The organism is Paenibacillus planticolens, assembly GCF_013141725.1.
Classification (GTDB): domain Bacteria; phylum Bacillota; class Bacilli; order Paenibacillales; family NBRC-103111; genus Paenibacillus_E; species Paenibacillus_E planticolens.
In genome coordinates this window covers 23645-42052 of sequence record NZ_WHNZ01000046.1, presented here as the reverse complement: position 1 = coordinate 42052, position 18408 = coordinate 23645, and the positions used below count along the sequence as shown (strand labels likewise).

Sequence of the window (18408 nt, the reverse complement as noted above, 5' to 3'; positions counted from 1 at the left end):
AATCCAGCAATGCCTCAGTCTACATTGACAGGTGCACAGCAAGTGAACGCTGGCCAAACCTTCACTCTAACGATGGGGCTGACCAACGTAACGGAAAACGTGTACCAACAATTGTACGCCCAAGATTTTACACTACAGTATGACCCTGCAAGTGTGCAATTCGATTCGGTGACATCCCTGAAAGAAGGGTTCCAAGTCATCGATCAAAAGGAAACAGCTCCGGGTCAACTCCGGATTGTCGCTGCCAGCGTGGGCGCGAATGTACCTGCTCAAGGCGATTTGCTTGCAATCCAATTTAAGACCAAATCTGTAACCGAAGCAACCAATACGACAATTTCTGTTGAACATGTTGTGATTGCCAATGCACAGGGGAATGAGCTGCAGCTCGGTGGAGCTTCCCGTGAGATACAAATAACAATACCTAGTATACCTGTAGATAAGTCGTTCTTGAACGCAACAATTGCAAGCGCTCAGGTGAAGTGCGATGCAGCAGTGGAAGGCAATGAGGACGGACTGTATGTGACTGGCTCTAAAGCGCAATTGTTGTCGGCTATCGATGCAGCCAAAGCTGCAGCAAACAATTCGAATGCGACCCAGCAGCAGGTGGATAGCGCGAAAGCCGCGTTGGAAGCAGCAATACAAGTGTTCGAAAGCAAGAAAATAACAGCAGATATTAATGGAGGCGGTGTCTCCATTGGTGACTTGGCTGTGGTTGCAGCCGCTTACGGCAAACAACAAGGTCAAGTAGGCTGGAATGAGAAAGCGGACGTAAACCATGACGGCAAAGTTGACATTACAGACCTTGCCATCGTAGCTAAAGCGATCCTGCAATAAAACAAACCCGCAATTATGTTTGCTTTAGTGATATCTAAGATGGGCCGGTAGTGAAATGTGGGGGGGAGCTTATCTCCCCCCCCCTCTTCTGTTGCCAATATGTCCAGCTATTAACAAATTTTTGAAAGGGCGGATTACTTTGATGTTAAAAAAACTTCTCGCAGAATGAGCCAAGTCAGGCATAACGATGTGAAACATAGAATTGAAATTATATTTTAAAACAAAAACAATTATATTGGCATGAAATTTCAAAAAACCTATAATAAAAATATAAACCGAGTGAAGCCAGCAAAACAGGAAGGTGGTCTATTTTTTGAATTGGGTAATTGGAGTTACGTTTTTTATTTTCGTATAAAAGTACAGACGAATGATTGCATTCGACCTGCCCTTTCTTTATCAAATGTATAACTTCTATCCCGGCAATTGTTTTCTCTGCAGTACTGATCACGTGCGGCGATTGAATGTAAACGCAGAAATATAGAGCGCTACTTAAAAAGTAGAGTTTTTTTTATTTTTTACAGTAGCGAAGTATGTGAGATTGACTTAATAATAGAGTGGGAACGTATGTAAACACTAATTCTATTTCAAAAGTATTAACTTTGTATCCATGATATGATTTTTTATCCATTATAATGAATTCCTCAGTGTGGGTTACTTTAAAATAACACATATTAACATATAGCTTTCTAGAAGAGGGTGGACACATGAATTTTATTCGTCTGTACAAATCAAGAAAATATTTGCTGAAGCTTTTGCTTTCTATTACAGTTCTCATGGTTGCATTTTTATCAGTTAGCACGACGCTTCTGTTCTACAACTCTGATAAAACGATGCTGCAAATGCAGCAGCAAGCGGAATTAAAGGTGCTTTCGCAAATCAAATACAATATTGACTACATGCATGATACGGTTAAAAACATTGCGGTTTCCACTTTTTTTGACCCTGACGTCGTCTATTTATCAAACATCAATGTGATGGATATGGGCGAACTTGCACAGAAACTAAACAGGTTGGAGAAAACCGTATCGAACTCATCTTTTTTGCAAAATATAACGATCTATAATGCCAAAACAGGCTGTTATTATTCAACTTTGAGTAGTTTGAATTGCCAGGATGACGGCATGAATGGTGTCATTGATGAGTATATCCATTCGCAGAAGAATATACCCGTTCTAACTTTTGTTCCCTTATATACGAATAAAATGCCATTTCCATCTTTGGCGATGTTCATTTATGATAATGTCTCTGAGAGTAAGCTGGTCGTAACAATCAAGCCGTCCTGGTTGTTTGATAACTTAGCGAATATGAATAAAACGTCTGAAGGAATTCGAGGCTCTATTTTTATTACAGATAAATCAGGAATTCCACTTATGGCTGAGCAGCAGAGCGATGTTGCTTCAATTGAATCCATTATCCGAGAAAAAGTGAGCGCCGGCATAACACAGGACTATCTCGTACACGGCTCGGGCAATGCCAAGTCCATTCTGAGCTTTATGTCATCCAACAAAAACGACTGGGTCATTGCGAGTGATCAACCTTACAAAATTGTATGGGGCAAGCTAAGCAAAATGCGGGTGATTTCCTTTGCGATCATCATTGTATTCTTAATTCTATCTATCGCAGGTTCACTGCTGATTGCTTACCGCCTATATCGTCCAATTGAAAATTTATTAAATCAAGTGACGGGAATCCGACGTAAAGAGACGGACGACAGGTCCAAATTGGATGAGTTGAAAGTCATTTCGACTGCCTATCAAGATGCGATGCATCAATTAGTGAAACATGAATCGGAGGAGCATACGAACAGGGATGCACAGAAGACTTACGCGTTGCGGAGACTGATATCCGATGCGAGTCTGCCTACCCAGGAAGAAATGGAGCAAGTCAATTGGGATATGGATTTTAATCAAGGGCTGCGAGTATGTGTACTGTTGATGGATGATTTTGCTGAATTTGAATCGAAAACGAGTGATGGCGAGAAGAGATTGTATAAGTTTGCGATCGCGAATATTACCAAGGAGCTTATTTCGAAAAGTGCCAACTGCGAAGTTGTCCCAATGGGCAATGATCACTTTGTCTTACTCATTAGTGATGGAAATAGGTCTCATAGTGATGATATGACAACCTTGACACACACGTTAAAAGAGCTTCAGCAAACTATTCTCCAATACTACAGTCTCTCGATTACCGTTTCGATTGGAGAAAAAGTTGACCGATATCAGCAAATTTCACAGCAATACGGTCATGTATTGGATAATTCAAACTACCGAATGATTTTCGGTAAAGGTAGTATCATCACACCGGATCTCGTAGGACACAATAATGATAATATTACGTTCCAATTTCCAATTGATGCAGTGAAGAAAATAACTGAAGCCCTAAAGTCTGGGCAAGAGAAGGATTTTCAGGAACATTTGGATCAATTGTTCCAACATATGAAAGTCATGCACTATAACAATATCATGTATGCCATTCTTCATTTGCTTGCGCTGGTGGAAAATATCGTGCGTGAAATGAACAGTCGAACCGTAAGACAAGTCAGCCTGGACTTTAAGCGATATGTTCAGGACACCATGAAGCAAGAAACGTTAGAGCCTATATATCACGTATTCCTTGACATATTCAAAGCCATTCAGAAGCAGCGAACGCAAGATGTCAAAGAACAATCGAATCAAATTTTAACGGATACCATTAAAGAAATGATTGAAGAGCAGTATAAGGATTTGAATCTGAGCATGCAAAGCATCGCGGCTGCCATGAAACTGTCTTCGGCCCATGTGAGCAAGCAATTCAGACTGCATGAATCGGTGTCCATTAGTGAGTATATTAATGATGTTCGCTTGGGAAAAGCACTTCAATTGCTTGAAACCAAAGATTACAGCATCACTCGTATCATGGAAATGGTCGGTTACAACAACGAAAGCTATTTTTTCAAGCTATTTAAAAAGAAATTCGGGATTACGCCGAAAGAATATCGGTTTAAAACAGTTGTTCAAGAGTAGGCTTGATAGGGCTTTCTGGGTACGGAAGTACCTAGAAGCTTTTCTTTTTGCCCTTTTCAGTTGAAAATGCAGTGTTTTAGCGATTGTGCGGGACGAAAGTGGAGTGTTTTTTGATTATTACAGTAGTTATTTATGCGGTTTCCCTCAATAATAAGGGCATACAACAGAGGTTGAACACATCACAAGGGGGGAAGCAAATGCTGAAAAGGGAGTGGAAGCACTTCAGACGAAATCAGGAATTGTTCTTTATGTCATTACCGGCAATCCTGTATAAATTGATTTTCAATTATTTGCCCATGCTCGGTCTCGTTATTGCATTTAAACAATATCGATACGATTTGGGGATATGGGGAAGCGAATGGATCGGGTTAAAAAACTTTGAATTCTTTTTTAAATCCGACAACGCTTTCACAGTAACACGCAACACGATTCTTTATAACATGAGTTTTATCTTACTAACTTTAGTGTTTGCCTTAACATTTGCTATTTTGTTAAATGAAATCCCACGAAAATGGATTAAGCTTCACCAGACGACTTTATTTCTGCCTTATTTCTTATCTTGGGTTGTTGTGGGGTATATCGTCTTCGGGTTTCTGGATCATAAAAACGGGTTCATGAACGTCATGCTTCAGTCACTTGGTGATCAACCCATTAAATGGTACGAACAAGCAAAGTACTGGCCGTTTATTATCATTCTAACACAAATATGGAAAGGTGTAGGCTTCTCAACACTTATCTACTATGCCGGTATTCTTTCCATTGATTCGAGCTATTACGAAGCTGCCAAAATTGACGGCGCATCGAAATGGCAAATGATTCGCAAGATTACTATACCGCTATTGACACCGCTAATCGTGATTTTACTAATCGTTGCTATCGGTAATATATTCCGTGCTGACTTCGGATTGTTCTACTTTATTCCGAACGACACAAGCTTCTTATATAATGCAACCGATGTAATCGATACGTTTGTATATCGATCGCTGCGAGTTGTCGGAGATGTCGGAATGTCTACCGCAATCGGGCTTTACCAGTCTGTTGTTGGGTTCATTCTTGTCCTATTGTCCAACTGGATTATCAAAAAAATTAACTCAGACAATGCGCTTTGGTAAGGAGGTAAGCATGCATGCAAACGGAAAGCAACAAAGTGAACTGGACAGGCAATTTCATTAATGTGTTATTCTGCATATTGTCATTGGCGCTTATAGTGCCCCTTGTTCTGGTCATATCCATTTCGTTTACGGATGAAAAATCGCTATTAACACATGGCTATCATTTATTTCCGAAGGTTTTCAGCACGAAAGCTTATGAAATTATCTTTAATGCTCCTGATGCACTGATTCGTGCATATGGGGTTACTGTTTTCGTAACAATCGTAGGGACAATTGTTGGTTTGCTCTTCACAACTTTGACAGCTTATACGATGTCGCGACGCGATTATCGCTACCGCAAAATCATGACGCTTTACGTTTTCTTTACAACGTTATTCGGTGGCGGACTAGTTCCGTTCTACATTCTGATATCGCAGTATTTGCACCTGAAGGATACCATTTGGGCGCTGATCGTTCCTTACTTGCTGAGCCCGTTCTTTGTTCTCGTCATGAAAGGGTTCTTGGATAAGCTTCCACTCGAAATTTTCGAGTCGTCCAAAATCGACGGTGCGAATGAGTGGCGCATATTTTTCACGATGGTGCTTCCGTTATCCGTACCAGCACTTGTCACGATTGGTCTGTTCATTTCATTCCAATATTGGAACGACTGGTGGCTTGGCTTATTGTTTATCGATAACCAGAAGCTGATTCCTCTTCAATTGCTGCTTTACCGCGTGATGAGCGCGATTGAATTTTTATCGAACAACCTCGCAACGGTGAACGTCGACTTTAATCTAGCTGACTTCCCGAGCTTATCGGCAAGAATGGCCATGGCTGTGCTTGCAGCGGGACCGATGATGTTTATTTTCCCTATGTTCCAAAGATTTTTCATAAGCGGGCTCACAGTGGGCTCCATCAAAGGTTAGGCACGTCATTCGTTATCAAACTGCAGCGTCTCAATAAGCTGCTGCAGTTGATATATATGCAACATTCAAAAACAAATTATCGCAGGGGGTAATTGTATGAGAAAGAAAATGTTTAAGGTATTAACAGGCGCAGTAGGTATTGCTGTTCTATTGTCAGCATGCGGCGGCAAAGGATCCGAAAGCGCTTCTACTGCAAGTCCAGCGGTTAGCTCGGCTGCAACTACCAAGGTAGAGCAATTAGCGCCAGTAGAATTGATTTGGAATTATCCATTAAGCGCGATTCCGCAAGATATGGCAAGTGTACAAGAAGCTATCAACAAAATTACGAAGGCGAAAATCAATGCAACAGTTAAATTGCAACCGCAAACTTTCGCTGACTATGTTCAAAAAATGAACACAACTACTGCTTCTGGTGAGAACTACGACATCGCTTGGGTATCTAACTGGAACTGGGACTATGTAACAAATCAATCGAAAGGTGCTTTCATTCCACTAGACGATTTGATGGCGAAATATGCGCCAACACTAGGTAAATCCATGCCGCAATTCGTATGGGATGCTACAAAAATTGGCGGCAAAGTTTACGGTATTCCAAACTATCAAACCGTAACGAACAAACAAGGCTTCTTAATCCAAAAGAAATTTGCGGATAAATACAATCTAGACGTTAATTCTATCAAAAAGATTGAAGATCTTGAGCCATTCTTGGCAAAAGTAAAAGCAGGCGAGTCTAAAGACGTCGTTCCATTCTTGATGGATCGTACAGGTAGATTTAGTAATATGTACCGTGGTTACGGATTAGAAGCAATTGTTGCTAATGCAGGTATTGGTGTTGATCTTAAAAATCCAGACAAAGTTATCAATATGTTTGATACTCCACAATACGCTCAATATTTAGATGTGGCGAAGAGCTGGCACGATAAAGGCTATATCAACGAGAACGCGGCGACCTTGAAAAACAAAGCGGACATTGAGAAAACAGGCAACGCAGTTGTTCAAGTCCACAACGTATTGAAGCCAGGCGTTGAAACACAGTTTAAGACTGCAAACGGCGGAAATGATGTAATCGCGATTCCGACAACTGAAGTATGGGCAGGAACTGGTTCCATTATTACAACTATGCAAGCGATCAGCAAAACGTCCAAAAACCCTGAGCGCGCGATGATGTTCATTAATTTGCTGAACACGGACAAAGAGCTGTATAACACAATCAGCTTTGGCGTTGAAGGTAAGCACTATACGAAAAATGCAGATAATACGATCAAAATTAACAAAGAAGCTGGTTACGTTCCTAACGCAAGTTGGGTATTCGGCAACACGTTCAACGGTTTGTTAGTTGAAGGTACAGATCCAAACGTTGTAGCTGATACGCAAAAAGAAAACGAAACAGCTAAACCATCACCGCTTATGGGCTTCAAGTTTGTGAATACAGCGGTTATAGCGGAAATTGCTAACATCGCGACTGTAATTGACCAATACAGACCAGGTCTTGAAACAGGTACTGTGGCTGCAAGCGATAAACTGAAAGAATTCCAAGACAAGTTGAAAGCAGCTGGTATTGACAAAGTTGTCGCTGATGCTCAAAAGCAACTTGATGAGTGGAAAAAAGCGAAGTAATTTAAAGCTTTAATAAAGTGAAAATCATGCTTGCAGCGATAGAAGTGAAGAGCTTGTTGCTGTAAGCATGATTTTAGTTTTGGAGATGAGTAAGGGGTGGGAAATAATGCTATCAACGTTAACACTTCGGCAATTGAAGAATGCTTTGGAAGAAACGAGGCCTGAAACCACTGCGCTTTTTCCTGAAATCGCTTCATCTGAGCGATGGACGCGAATTCGGAGCGATGAACAGTACAAGGAGTTTTGGGAGAAGCTTGAAAAAGAAGCTGATTGCTTAACCGATCAACCCCTATGTTCGCCGCCGTTTTCCGACTTTCTCTTATTTGGCGAAACAGGTGATAGAGCTACTTATCAAACGAAACGAACTCAGCTTTTTTCAGGGTTGCACGTTTTCGGTCTTCTGGCCATGACAGATGAGCGTCCTGATTGGAAGAAAGGGCTTGAAAATACAATTTGGGCTATTTGCAATGAATATACGTGGGTACTGCCGGCACATGTTGGTTTGTATGTGAATGAATATCCGAACGGCATTTGGGATCAACCGCTCGCGCCTCGCGAAACGGTGGATTTGGATGCGGCTGTAGCCGGCTTTGCGCTAGCGGAAGTCTTGCACATGGTTGGGCCGCGACTGCACCCCTGGGTTGCCCAGCGCGCGAAAGCGGAAATTGAGCGTCGAATTTTTCAGGTGTATTTTAATGATGCGACTCCGCAGAACTGGGAATTGAAGACGAATAACTGGCCTGCAGTTTGCGCATCCAGCATCGGCGCAATGGCGATTTATTTGATTGAGGACAGTGAAAAGCTCGCCGGCATGCTCTGGCGTGTCATAAATGTGCTGCGCCAATACTTATCAGGCTTTGATGAGCAAGGAGGGACGCCAGAAGGGCCGGTTTACTGGCAATTCGGTTTTTCGCATCTCGTTTATTTTGCCGAATTGCTGAAAGAGCGTACAGGTGGACAAATCACGATGCTTGATGAGCACAAAATCGGGAAGATTGCCCAATTCCCGCAATTCTGCCTGCTGACAAACGGAAAGGTTGTTAACTTTTCAGATGCACCAGATGAAGCTCGTTTTCATACAGGGCTGATGCAGCGGCTGTGCGAATACTTCCCTACGTTGCAGCTACCGCCAGACGAATATCGGATGAACGTCATTCCGGTTTCATGGGTGGAAGCAACGCGCTTGATGTTCTGGTCATCAGATCAGCAGGATGCTGAAACGGAGCATTCTTCGGAGGGACAAGAAGGCGTTCAGGATCGGATTTTTACAGGAAATCAATGGGTCATTTCGAAGGTGCTTCAGCCAGATGGACGTATCGCAGCTTTTGCTGCAAAGGGAGGGTACAATGAAGAACCGCATAATCATAATGATTTGGGTCATTTTATCCTGCATGTTGACGGTGTAAACGTGCTTGCAGATGTGGGAATCGGCGTATACACGAAGCAGTACTTCCAGCCGGAGCACCGCTACGAAACGATTCATGCAGGCTCGCATGGACATTCTGTGCCCATTGTTGACGGCCATCGACAAGGCTTCGGGAGGCAGTACCGATCTCAATTACTGCAGCACGAGGTGACGGAAGACGAGGTGCGCTTTGAACTCGACTTAACCGAAGCCTATGCGTGTTCAACCTTGCAATCGCTTACGCGCGAGTTTCTGTGGCATCGCCCGAGCGATGAGGCCTCACAGTTGATCATTACGGATAAAGCGGCATTCCGTGAAACGCCCTCGGTTTTTCAAGAAGTGTTCATTTGCGGTGTTGAGCCGAAGCAGATCGAGAAGGGCCGAATCGCGATCGGTACGGTGGAGATGCACTTTAGCCCTAGCGACTGGTTAATTGAAGTAGAAGAGGTAACAGCGACATCTCATTATGGGGTAGAAAGTAAGTATTATCGTCTGATGTGTAATCGAACATGCGTAAGTGCAAGTATGGAGAGTCCATTCCGGTTTGTGATCAACAGCATCTAGAAACATAGATTTTATTTTTATCAAGCTAATGATAACGCTAACAAAGCCACTAGGAGGTAAAGAAAATGCTTCAAGCAAGCGCGACCAAGACTTACAAATGGATGTCCCTGGTATTAGCTTTGCTAATGATTTGCACTCCAGTTTTATCATTCCCGTCCAAAGCTTCTGCAGCAGCGGCAACAAGCTACTACGTTGATGGTACACACGGAAGCGACGCTAATGCTGGTTCTTTAGCAGCACCTTTTCAGACCATCCAAAAAGCCGCTATTGTGGCAACTAGCGGTGACACAATCGAGATTAGGGGTGGTGTTTACCGTGAGACTGTTACCCCTGCAAGTGACAATGTAACATTTAAAAACTACAACGGTGAAAAAGTTATCATGTCCGGAGGCGACTTGGTGACAGGATGGGCACCGTCAGCTGCTGGTGCTAATATTTATGAGGCGCCGATGTCTTGGGATTTTGATAATGGTAATGGCAATATTCTCTTTTATACAGATGCAGCGGGGAATCCCATATCCATGAGCCAAGCCAGATGGCCAAACATCAAGGATAGCGAGATGTTTGACAAGACAAAGTATGCAAAATTTACTGCCGATCCTACATCGCCTGTCGGAACATCTGATGGTCTATATATGACGTATTCTGGCATAGCTGTCACTGGCGGCTTGCCTGTTACGACAGCCGATGCTTGGAAAGGTGCATTACTGGTTTCGTCAGTAAGTAATGGATTTACCACTTATACAGGTGAGGTTACGAACAGTGATACAAAATTAACTTTTAAGTGGCCTTTTACCGGGGGGTATACCCCGAAAAGTGCGAGTCCAGGCTATGGCTTTTATCTCACCAACTCTCTCATTGCACTGAAGAAGATCGCAGCAGCTACAACAGCCAACACAGCAGCGTGGTATAAGGATGTTGCCGCTGGGAAACTGTATGTGGTTCTGACGAATGCCTCCAATGTTGTGGTGGATCCTAGCGGCGGTGCCGTTGAGGCAAAGAATAGAGCATTTGTTTTTAACCTAGATGGTCGTTCAGGTATTACCATCCAAGGTATTGACGTACGTGCTGCAGGAATCAACTTTGCCAATTCGCATGACAACATGTTTAAAGGTGCTGTTATTGAAAAAGTGGACTCCCTCAACAGGCTTTTTGATGTAAGTATTATTACGGATGGCTTGGTTTCCGGTTTTACAGTGGATGGCTATAACAACACTGTACGTGATAGTGAAATCAAAGACATGTTTGGCGCTGGAATCATTATGAAAGGTCATGACAACAAGGTCATTAACAATCACATTCACGATGTTGACCGTTATGGCTTGTATGCTGACGGTGTAACCATATATGGGTACAATCAGTTGGTTAGCCACAACACCATACATGCTACAGGTCGTAGTGGTATTGGCGGCAAATTCAGCAACTCCGTCATTCAGTACAATGACATCTATGATGCCATGAAGATATCCTATGACGGTGGCGTCCTTTATTTTGTGAACCATGATTTTGGTGGTTCAGAAGTTCACCACAATACGGTACATGATACGCCAAACGGTGAAGGTATTTATTTTGACAACGTGACAAATAATGCCATGATTTATAACAACATCGTTTATAAGACTAGCACAGGGTTTCTCATTAACACACCTAGCGAGCGTATGATCGTGTTGAACAATACGGCATATGACAATGCTACGGCTTATAGCAGCTGGGGTGACTCCAACGATACAATCGACAATTATGGAACCGTGATTATGGGCAATATCTTCACAGGTACATTTAACTCACAAGCGGCGGGCGGAGCGGTAGAGCAACTCAATGTACTCGGTACTGTTGCTGCACTTGGTTCTAAGTTTGTAGATGCAGCTAACCGCAATTTTGCATTGGTCAATCCAGACAGCTACCGTAGTGCTGAGATCGCTGGTGTTACTGATGGGCATACCTCATCTTACGCTGTACCGGGTGCAGTCCAACCTGGTGTGACATGGAAAGCAGGATATGACTTTGCCAATGCTGCCAATATCAACCCAACTTTCCAGATTCACAATATTCCTTATAAGCAGTTGGTGAAGAATGGCGGTTTTGATGACGATTTGGCTGGATGGACTGCAACAGGAAGTCCGGAAGTTGTGAAGCATAACGCATGGGACTACAGAGCCAAAACCGGTGGACTAGTAAAAGATGGGTTTACCGGAGTTGTTTTAGAAAATGGTGACAAGATTACCCAAACGATTCCTGTGAAACCCAACACCAAATACAATGCAAGTGTTTGGGGTAGAGAAATGGGACAACGCGTGTTCGCAGGTGATAGAGATCCGTCAGGCAGTACGCTAATTAATCCCCTAAGCTTCCGTTCATCTGACGGTTACTTGATCACTGGAGCAAACACTACCTTGAAATTCAAAGATGTTGAGTTTGCACCGGGCGTGGATAAAGTATATTTTGGTACAACGGCTATTTCCACTACTGGTAAGATCGAGATGTACATTGGCGATCCGGCTGCAGGTGGTAAATTGATTGCGACAGAACCATTTACAGGATACTCCACTACAGCTGGATGGTCATATAAAACTGCCATCACTCTTAGTAATGTACCTGGACCTGGGAAATACGATGTCTATTTGAAATTTACGAACACTGTACCATCGACTCCACGAACGTGCTATTTCAGTGACTTTGTACTTTATGACTCTACACCTGATAGTACTACAGACTTTATTGAGTTTGGAGTCGAAGGGTTAAGCAGCGGTTTAATGAAAAAGGAGTACTCTTCTTCCAGCTATGGTCCTGCTGGCGCATCAACACGTCCGATCAATGTCACCTTTACGACAGGACCAAATGACACGAGTGTTACCATCTATGCTGCTCAAAAAGGTACCGGCGGCAAATTAAGAGGTTATGTGGATGTGTTTGGTTTGACAGAGTCTGTATTCCCAGCCTATCCAGCACCTTACACCTATCAGGATGGTTTTGAAGACACGACATGGAACCCATTAAATTGGGTATGGGGTCTCGGCACACCGGCATCACTGGATACATCTCTTTATACAGAAGGTACTCATAGCTACAAGCTGGACGGCAGTGCCGACCAAAGTGCAATTTACAAGATATTCGGGACATCCTATTCAAAGGTTGCCACTGTGGATTTCTATGATGACATGGCTTCGACCAAGAGTCTGATTGCACATGTAGATAAGAGTGGTGCAGGTGGTTTTGCTACACTCGGCAACATGTATGGCATGGGAGTTCATACAGACAATTCCGCACAATATTACTCGTATACAATGGGTACGGGAGCATGGGCAACATCCAGTGTTGCTCGTACATCAGGTTGGCATAAGCTGACATTTGATTATTCATCCGGTAACGGCGTGGATCTGTATATTGATCAAACTTGGATTGGGTATTCCGACAAGGCATCTTCTTTTAATACCATTGCGTTGGGCGACTTTTTCACAGGTGTAAACAGTACAGGCAACTTTGATAATGTTTCTGTTGCGGATACAACCACTATCAAACCACCGCTTGACCTCACTGTACCCCGAAATTTGACCGTGGGAACGGCCCTTGCGACAGACACCAGTGCCGCAGTAAACTTTGTACCCAAAGTTAGAGGTGGAAATAGCCCACAGGTAACCATGACTGTGACAAATGCCGCTGGTACCAATCAGCCATTTACAACTGGTGGTTCTCTTCCTGTTGGTTTGTCCACTATGACCTGTACGGTAAGAGATGGGGCTACAGTCATCACAAAGACATTTTTTGTGAATGTAATCCAAACATACCTCTTTGAAAACTTTGAAAATATTAAAGCAAATACATCAACAAGCCCTTCAAAGCTTGGTAACTGGACGGCCATTGATACCGCAGTGGTACCTGATACGAGTACAGCAAATAGCTTCGATGGTTATCAAAGTTTTGCTTCTACGGGTGCTTCTACGAGTGCAACTAACGCTAATAGGAATGGTATTTCTCAAATACTATCAGGCTGGAATCTAAATAATAAGGTTCTTAGCGGCTGGTTTTACGACAGTAAGCCAGATGCCACTCAGATTAATCAGGCTCTTCAGTTGAAATCGAATACTGTTACTCCTACCAACTCTTGGTTCCTTGCACAGTTTAAGGATGCTGCACAAGACACAGGAAACCAGTATGCTAAACGAGCACCGAGCCTCGGTACTGGTGGTAATAAGTTTGTTCCATCTGGTGTCACAAGATCATTAGGATGGCATCAATTTAAGTTTGATTTAACCGAATCAGGTAAGCTAAAAGAATCTATTGATGGTACACTGGTGCATACAGAAACACTGACGACAGAATCTCCCGATTTCATTGCCTTTGGTGGCCTTTGGGGTAATGCCTTATCAGATGTTCTAACCACCTACTGGGACAATGTAGCTGTAACCAACTCAACAGACACCATGGGTCCTGTGATCACACCATCAGCCAATGCGACCACGTACTTTGCGGATACAACTGATGTAGTTGTTGATAGCGCTATCACCTTTAAAGACATGGATACCCCCACTATACCCAATACTGCAAAAGTAATGATTAGTATCGTGGATGGCTTCAAGAGTGCAGAAGATGTATTGCAGCTTACCAATGCTCCTAGCACAATGGGAGATATTGCAGGCAGCTACGATGCAACCACAGGTATTCTTACGCTTTCTTCTGCAAGTTCTGCAAATGCTGCTCAATGGCAGGCTGCTTTGCAAGCTGTGCAGTATAAAACAATTAGCCCAACTCCAACTTTTGCATCACGTGGTTTGAGTTTTGTAGGCTATGATGGTATCAATTTGGGGAAAGCAGTTGTCATTCAAATCAATGTTACAGCAAGCCCTGTTACGGGTGTAGTACTTGATCAAGGTACACTCTCTTTGGTTGTAGGAGGGCAAGATGCAACGCTGGTTCCTTCAATTGCACCAATCAATGCCGTAAATCAAAACGTTACATGGAGTTCCAGTAATCTAGCTGTAGCTACTGTAGTAAATGGCGTTGTTCATGCCGTTGCTCCTGGTAATTCAACGATTACGGTAACGACTGAGGACGGTAATTACACGGCCACATGTGAAGTGACCGTAATCGCAACGACAGTTCACACGATTTATGCAAGTACAGGAAGCAATGGTTCAATTAGTCCTAGCGTAAGTGTTTCTGTTCCGGAAGGAACAGACCAAATCTTCACGTTCACACCAGACAGCGGTTATATGGTTGATACTTTGATCGTAGACGGTGCAAACGAAACAGTAACAGGCAATACGTACACGTTTACCAATGTAACAACGAATCACGTAATCAATGTTACGTTTAAGCAAGATCCAACACAATTGCCTCTAACGGAATACACAATCACGGCAAGTGCTGGAAGCAACGGTATTATCAGCCCGCGCGGCAGTGTTATCGTAACGGAAGGAACCAACCAAACCTTCGCGGTTATGCCGAACAACGGCTATATGATCGATACGCTAACCGTAGATAGCACAACGGTAACAGGCAGTACGTATACATTTACTAACGTAACAAGCAATCATACGATCAGTGTTACATTTAAACAAACGCCGATTGAACCTGTAGGTCCGAGAGATGAAACTAACCAGGATGAGCCTAAAAAAGAACAGGATCCAAAACGAGTCGTCGTACAGCCAGATGAATTGAAGAAATCCTCTGATGATAACAAAGTCGTCATCGAAGTATCGAATGAAGTGAAGGAAATTGTGCTTCCTTCCAACACAGCTGACTTGCTAGGTCAGAATCAACTGTCGATTTCTTCGGATAATATCACGATGAATATTCCATCAGATCTACTCAGACAATTGGTAGATACGGCAACGAATGATGACAAGAAGAACAATAAAATTGTGGTCAAAGTTGAACCTCTGAATGATGCTGAAGCACTGGATTTGCTTGCGAAAGGTAACATTTCCAAGCAAGAGCAAGTGAAAGCTGGCGGTCAAGTGTTTGACTTGAAACTGTTACTAGTCGCACAAGACGGAACTGAAACAAACGTAACCATATTCAACAAGCCGATTACAATTCGTTTAAAAGTAAATTCTTCAGCAAATCCGAACTTGACGGGAATTTACTACATTGACGACAACGGGAAGCTTGAATTCATTGGCGGCAAATATGTAGATGGCGAGATAGTTGCTGAAATTCATCATTTCAGTAAATATGCAGCTCTAGAGTACACAAAATCGTTCACTGACGTTTCCTCTACGTATTGGGCAGCCGATGCGATTCAAGAAATGGCTTCCAAGCATGTTGTGACCGGTGCAACGGAAACAACATTCGAACCTGGACGTGTGATTACACGTGCCGAGTTCACAGCCATGCTAGTTAGAGCGTTGAACCTGAAGGATGTAAGCGAGATGTCGTTTGCTGACATATCGAGCTTGGCTTGGTATGCAGAAGCAGTCTCCAAAGCAGTAAAAGCAGGTATTGTAACAGGTAAAGATGCGAAAACATTCGATCCGAACAGTTCCATCAGCCGTGAAGAAATGGTTACGATGATGATGCGTGCCTATGCGTTGTTGCATGCTGATAAATCCATTGCACCTTCAACTTTAAGGTTCAAGGATGCGAGTAAAGTTTCTTCATGGGCAACGGAATCCGTCCAATCTGCAGCAACGCTTCGTTTGATCAACGGGCGCACGGCTGATGAGTTCGATCCGCAAGGCATCTCTACACGTGCAGAAGCAGTAACAGTTTTGAAGCGTTTGCTACAGTAGTAAAGAATGCCGCAACATAAGCTTGTTGCAAACACGGTCAGGGGCTTGATGCTCCTGACCGTGTTTGTTTTTAGGTGATCTAGATACGGTGGAGGGAATTTACAAGCAGATATCCGCACGGTTGCTATGCTATAGGTGGCGGGATCGCCACCGCTCACTCGTGTGTCTGCCCAAACTTGAAAAATACAGTGTTTTCCGTATTGTATGGACAAAAAGTAGAGCTTTATTCATTTTTTACAGTAGTAGCTGGGTTTCATAAAGCTGATAATGAGAGCATCTTATTATCTAGATTTTTGAGGAGGGGAGACCGTATGGAGCAACAACCGCTTCGGGTCTTTTGTATCGGCTTGAACAATCACTGGCTTTCACACTGGGTTTCTCGCCCGGATGTTCAGGTGGCCGGAGTCAGCAACCGATATGGGGAAGCGACTGAGCATTGTGCCCATCTACCTCAGTTCGAGGATATACCTGGCGCGCTTCGCTTGCTGAAGCCTGACCTAGTCACGATGGTGACGCCGCCTTCTGCCAAAACTTGTATGGAGACAATCCGAACAGTACTGGATAGCGGATTCGATATATATCTTGAGAAATTCAGACCGCAGTCCTGGAAAGACGGGGCGACTATGATTTCGCTCTCCCGTTCGACAGGCAGGCAGATTGCAATTGGAGAATCATACAGATTCGATAAATTTGTTGAGCAAACGAAGCAAGTCATTTTAAGCGGCAGGCTCGGCAATTTGGAGCAAATCGTATGGCGATGCCAACGGCCGAATATTCGTGCAGCATGGATGAATGAGTATGAGCACGTTATGTTGGAGGATTTAACCTACCATCATCTCGGTGTAATCCATTACTTGATCGGTGTCGAACGATTTAAGCAAGTCTATGCGACTTCCGTGCTTCCTTCATGGTCTATTGAGCAGTCGCCATCCGTTGTATCACTCCTTGCACAGAGTGACGAAGGGCTAAACTTGAATTATTACGCTTCCTGGGCTGCGCACGGCGCGGCAACATCATGGCTAGGAGAATTCCAAATCGACGGGTCGAAGGGAAGTTTGCAATTGCGCAGCAACGGCCTGGTTTTCATCCACCGTGACGGGGCAGAGGAGAAGATCGCACCGGATGATGCCTATAGCTTTGAATTGCGCGAGGGTATTGTGAATGAATTTATAGATGCATGCAAACAAGGACGAAAGTCTGACTTAGATATTTTATTGTTTCAGCCGGTTATTCGTATGATTCAAGCGTCTTTAGAATCTGTGCGAACAGGGAATAAAGTCAAGATTTAGTTTCAATACTTTCATGAAGGGACGATGATATCAATGGAGTATACATTTCTAGGGAAAACAGGCTTTAAAGTTTCGAAAATCGGTTTAGGCGGCGCTCCACTTGGCGGAGATTTCGGTGGGACGACCGATGAGACGGTGACGCGTGTCATTGATGCCGCTCTGGACTTGGGTATCAATTTTATCGATACAGCGCCATTGTACGGTCGTGGAGAGAGCGAACGCAGAATCGGACTAGCATTGAAAGGGAAGCGCGATCAAGTCATATTGGCGACGAAGGCTGTGATGAGAGGAACTCCATATTCGTATGAGAACACAATTCAATCCGTAGAAGAAAGCTTACAAAGACTGCAGACGGATTATATCGATCTCATTCAGCTGCATGAACTGGAGCAAACGAGCTACGAACAAGCGGTGAACGAGACGATTCCTGCTTTTCTAAAGCTGAAGGAACAAGGCAAGGTGAGAGCCATCGGTGTTAACGCGGGGAAGCTCGAACTTCTGATGCCTTTCCTCAAGGAGGATTTGGTCGATACCATCCAGACCTACGCGAAGTATACGTTGGTTGATTATACAGCCAAAGACGAACTGCTGCCGCTCGCCAAGGAAAAAAATATCGGCGTCATTCATGGCAGTCCGCTATGCATGGGCATATTAGCGGATCAACCTGCGCCATTTTTACAACAAAATCATGCCTTGCTTGAAGAATCAAACAGAAGGATGGAACAGCTGCAATTTCTGCGCAAGACTGAGCCGAAAGGTCTCGTGGAGCCGGCAATGCGCTTTAGCTTAACTTGTCCGGAAATCGCGATTACGTTAACGGGAACCACGTCCATCCGTTCGTTGGAAGCCAATGCGAACTATTGTGATGGTGTAGGATTATTGGATCAGGAACTTGAGAAAGTATTTGCGTTGTTCCCTGGACAGCGATTGTTATAGCAGATTATGTGGG

The 18408-nt window shown here is 43.6% G+C and carries 9 protein-coding genes; all 9 read left to right on the top strand.

The features are described 5' to 3' along the window. The coding region (locus GC097_RS22930; protein ID WP_246294414.1) for a cohesin domain-containing protein at positions 1–834 on the top strand (834 nt) is incomplete at its 5' end. Positions 835–1538: 704 nt separating this feature from the next. Further along, the gene (locus GC097_RS22925; protein ID WP_171685632.1) at positions 1539–3836 is read left to right on the top strand and encodes a helix-turn-helix transcriptional regulator; all 2298 of its coding nucleotides are present in this window, start codon (positions 1539–1541) and stop codon (positions 3834–3836) included. 197 nt (positions 3837–4033) lie between these two features. Then, positions 4034–4948 (top strand): ABC transporter permease, encoded by a 915-nt coding sequence (locus GC097_RS22920; protein WP_167064683.1) that lies wholly within the window; start codon positions 4034–4036, stop codon positions 4946–4948. 14 nt (positions 4949–4962) lie between these two features. Beyond that, complete coding sequence (locus tag GC097_RS22915; protein ID WP_171685631.1) at positions 4963–5853, top strand: carbohydrate ABC transporter permease; 891 nt, start codon at positions 4963–4965, stop codon at positions 5851–5853. 96 nt (positions 5854–5949) lie between these two features. Next, entirely contained in the window at positions 5950–7470 is a 1521-nt protein-coding gene (locus GC097_RS22910; RefSeq protein ID WP_171685630.1) for an ABC transporter substrate-binding protein, read from the top strand. Between the two features lie 106 nt (positions 7471–7576). Next, positions 7577–9439, top strand: coding sequence for a heparinase II/III domain-containing protein (locus GC097_RS22905; protein WP_171685629.1), 1863 nt, complete (start codon positions 7577–7579; stop codon positions 9437–9439). Positions 9440–9504: 65 nt separating this feature from the next. Continuing rightward, positions 9505–16170 carry an S-layer homology domain-containing protein gene (locus GC097_RS22900; protein ID WP_171685628.1) on the top strand — a complete coding sequence of 2222 codons (6666 nt, stop codon included), beginning with the start codon at positions 9505–9507 and terminating at the stop codon, positions 16168–16170. A gap of 311 nt (positions 16171–16481) precedes the next feature. Beyond that, a complete protein-coding gene (locus GC097_RS22895; protein ID WP_171685627.1) occupies positions 16482–17459 on the top strand; it encodes a Gfo/Idh/MocA family protein in 978 nt (325 codons plus the stop codon). A 33-nt stretch (positions 17460–17492) separates the two neighbouring features. Beyond that, positions 17493–18395: an aldo/keto reductase gene (locus GC097_RS22890; protein WP_171685626.1), complete on the top strand. Its 903-nt coding sequence runs from the start codon at positions 17493–17495 to the stop codon at positions 18393–18395. Positions 18396–18408: the final 13 nt, after the last annotated feature.

Bases quoted from the DNA above. Each gene is read 5' to 3' on its own strand.
- GC097_RS22910 (WP_171685630.1), top strand. From the start codon at position 5,950: ATGAGAAAGAAAATGTTTAAGGTATTAACAGGCGCAGTAGGTATTGCT.
- GC097_RS22905 (WP_171685629.1), top strand. From the start codon at position 7,577: ATGCTATCAACGTTAACACTTCGGCAATTGAAGAATGCTTTGGAAGAA.
- GC097_RS22925 (WP_171685632.1), top strand. From the start codon at position 1,539: ATGAATTTTATTCGTCTGTACAAATCAAGAAAATATTTGCTGAAGCTT.
- GC097_RS22920 (WP_167064683.1), top strand. From the start codon at position 4,034: ATGCTGAAAAGGGAGTGGAAGCACTTCAGACGAAATCAGGAATTGTTC.
- GC097_RS22895 (WP_171685627.1), top strand. From the start codon at position 16,482: ATGGAGCAACAACCGCTTCGGGTCTTTTGTATCGGCTTGAACAATCAC.
- GC097_RS22900 (WP_171685628.1), top strand. From the start codon at position 9,505: ATGCTTCAAGCAAGCGCGACCAAGACTTACAAATGGATGTCCCTGGTA.
- GC097_RS22890 (WP_171685626.1), top strand. From the start codon at position 17,493: ATGGAGTATACATTTCTAGGGAAAACAGGCTTTAAAGTTTCGAAAATC.
- GC097_RS22915 (WP_171685631.1), top strand. From the start codon at position 4,963: ATGCAAACGGAAAGCAACAAAGTGAACTGGACAGGCAATTTCATTAAT.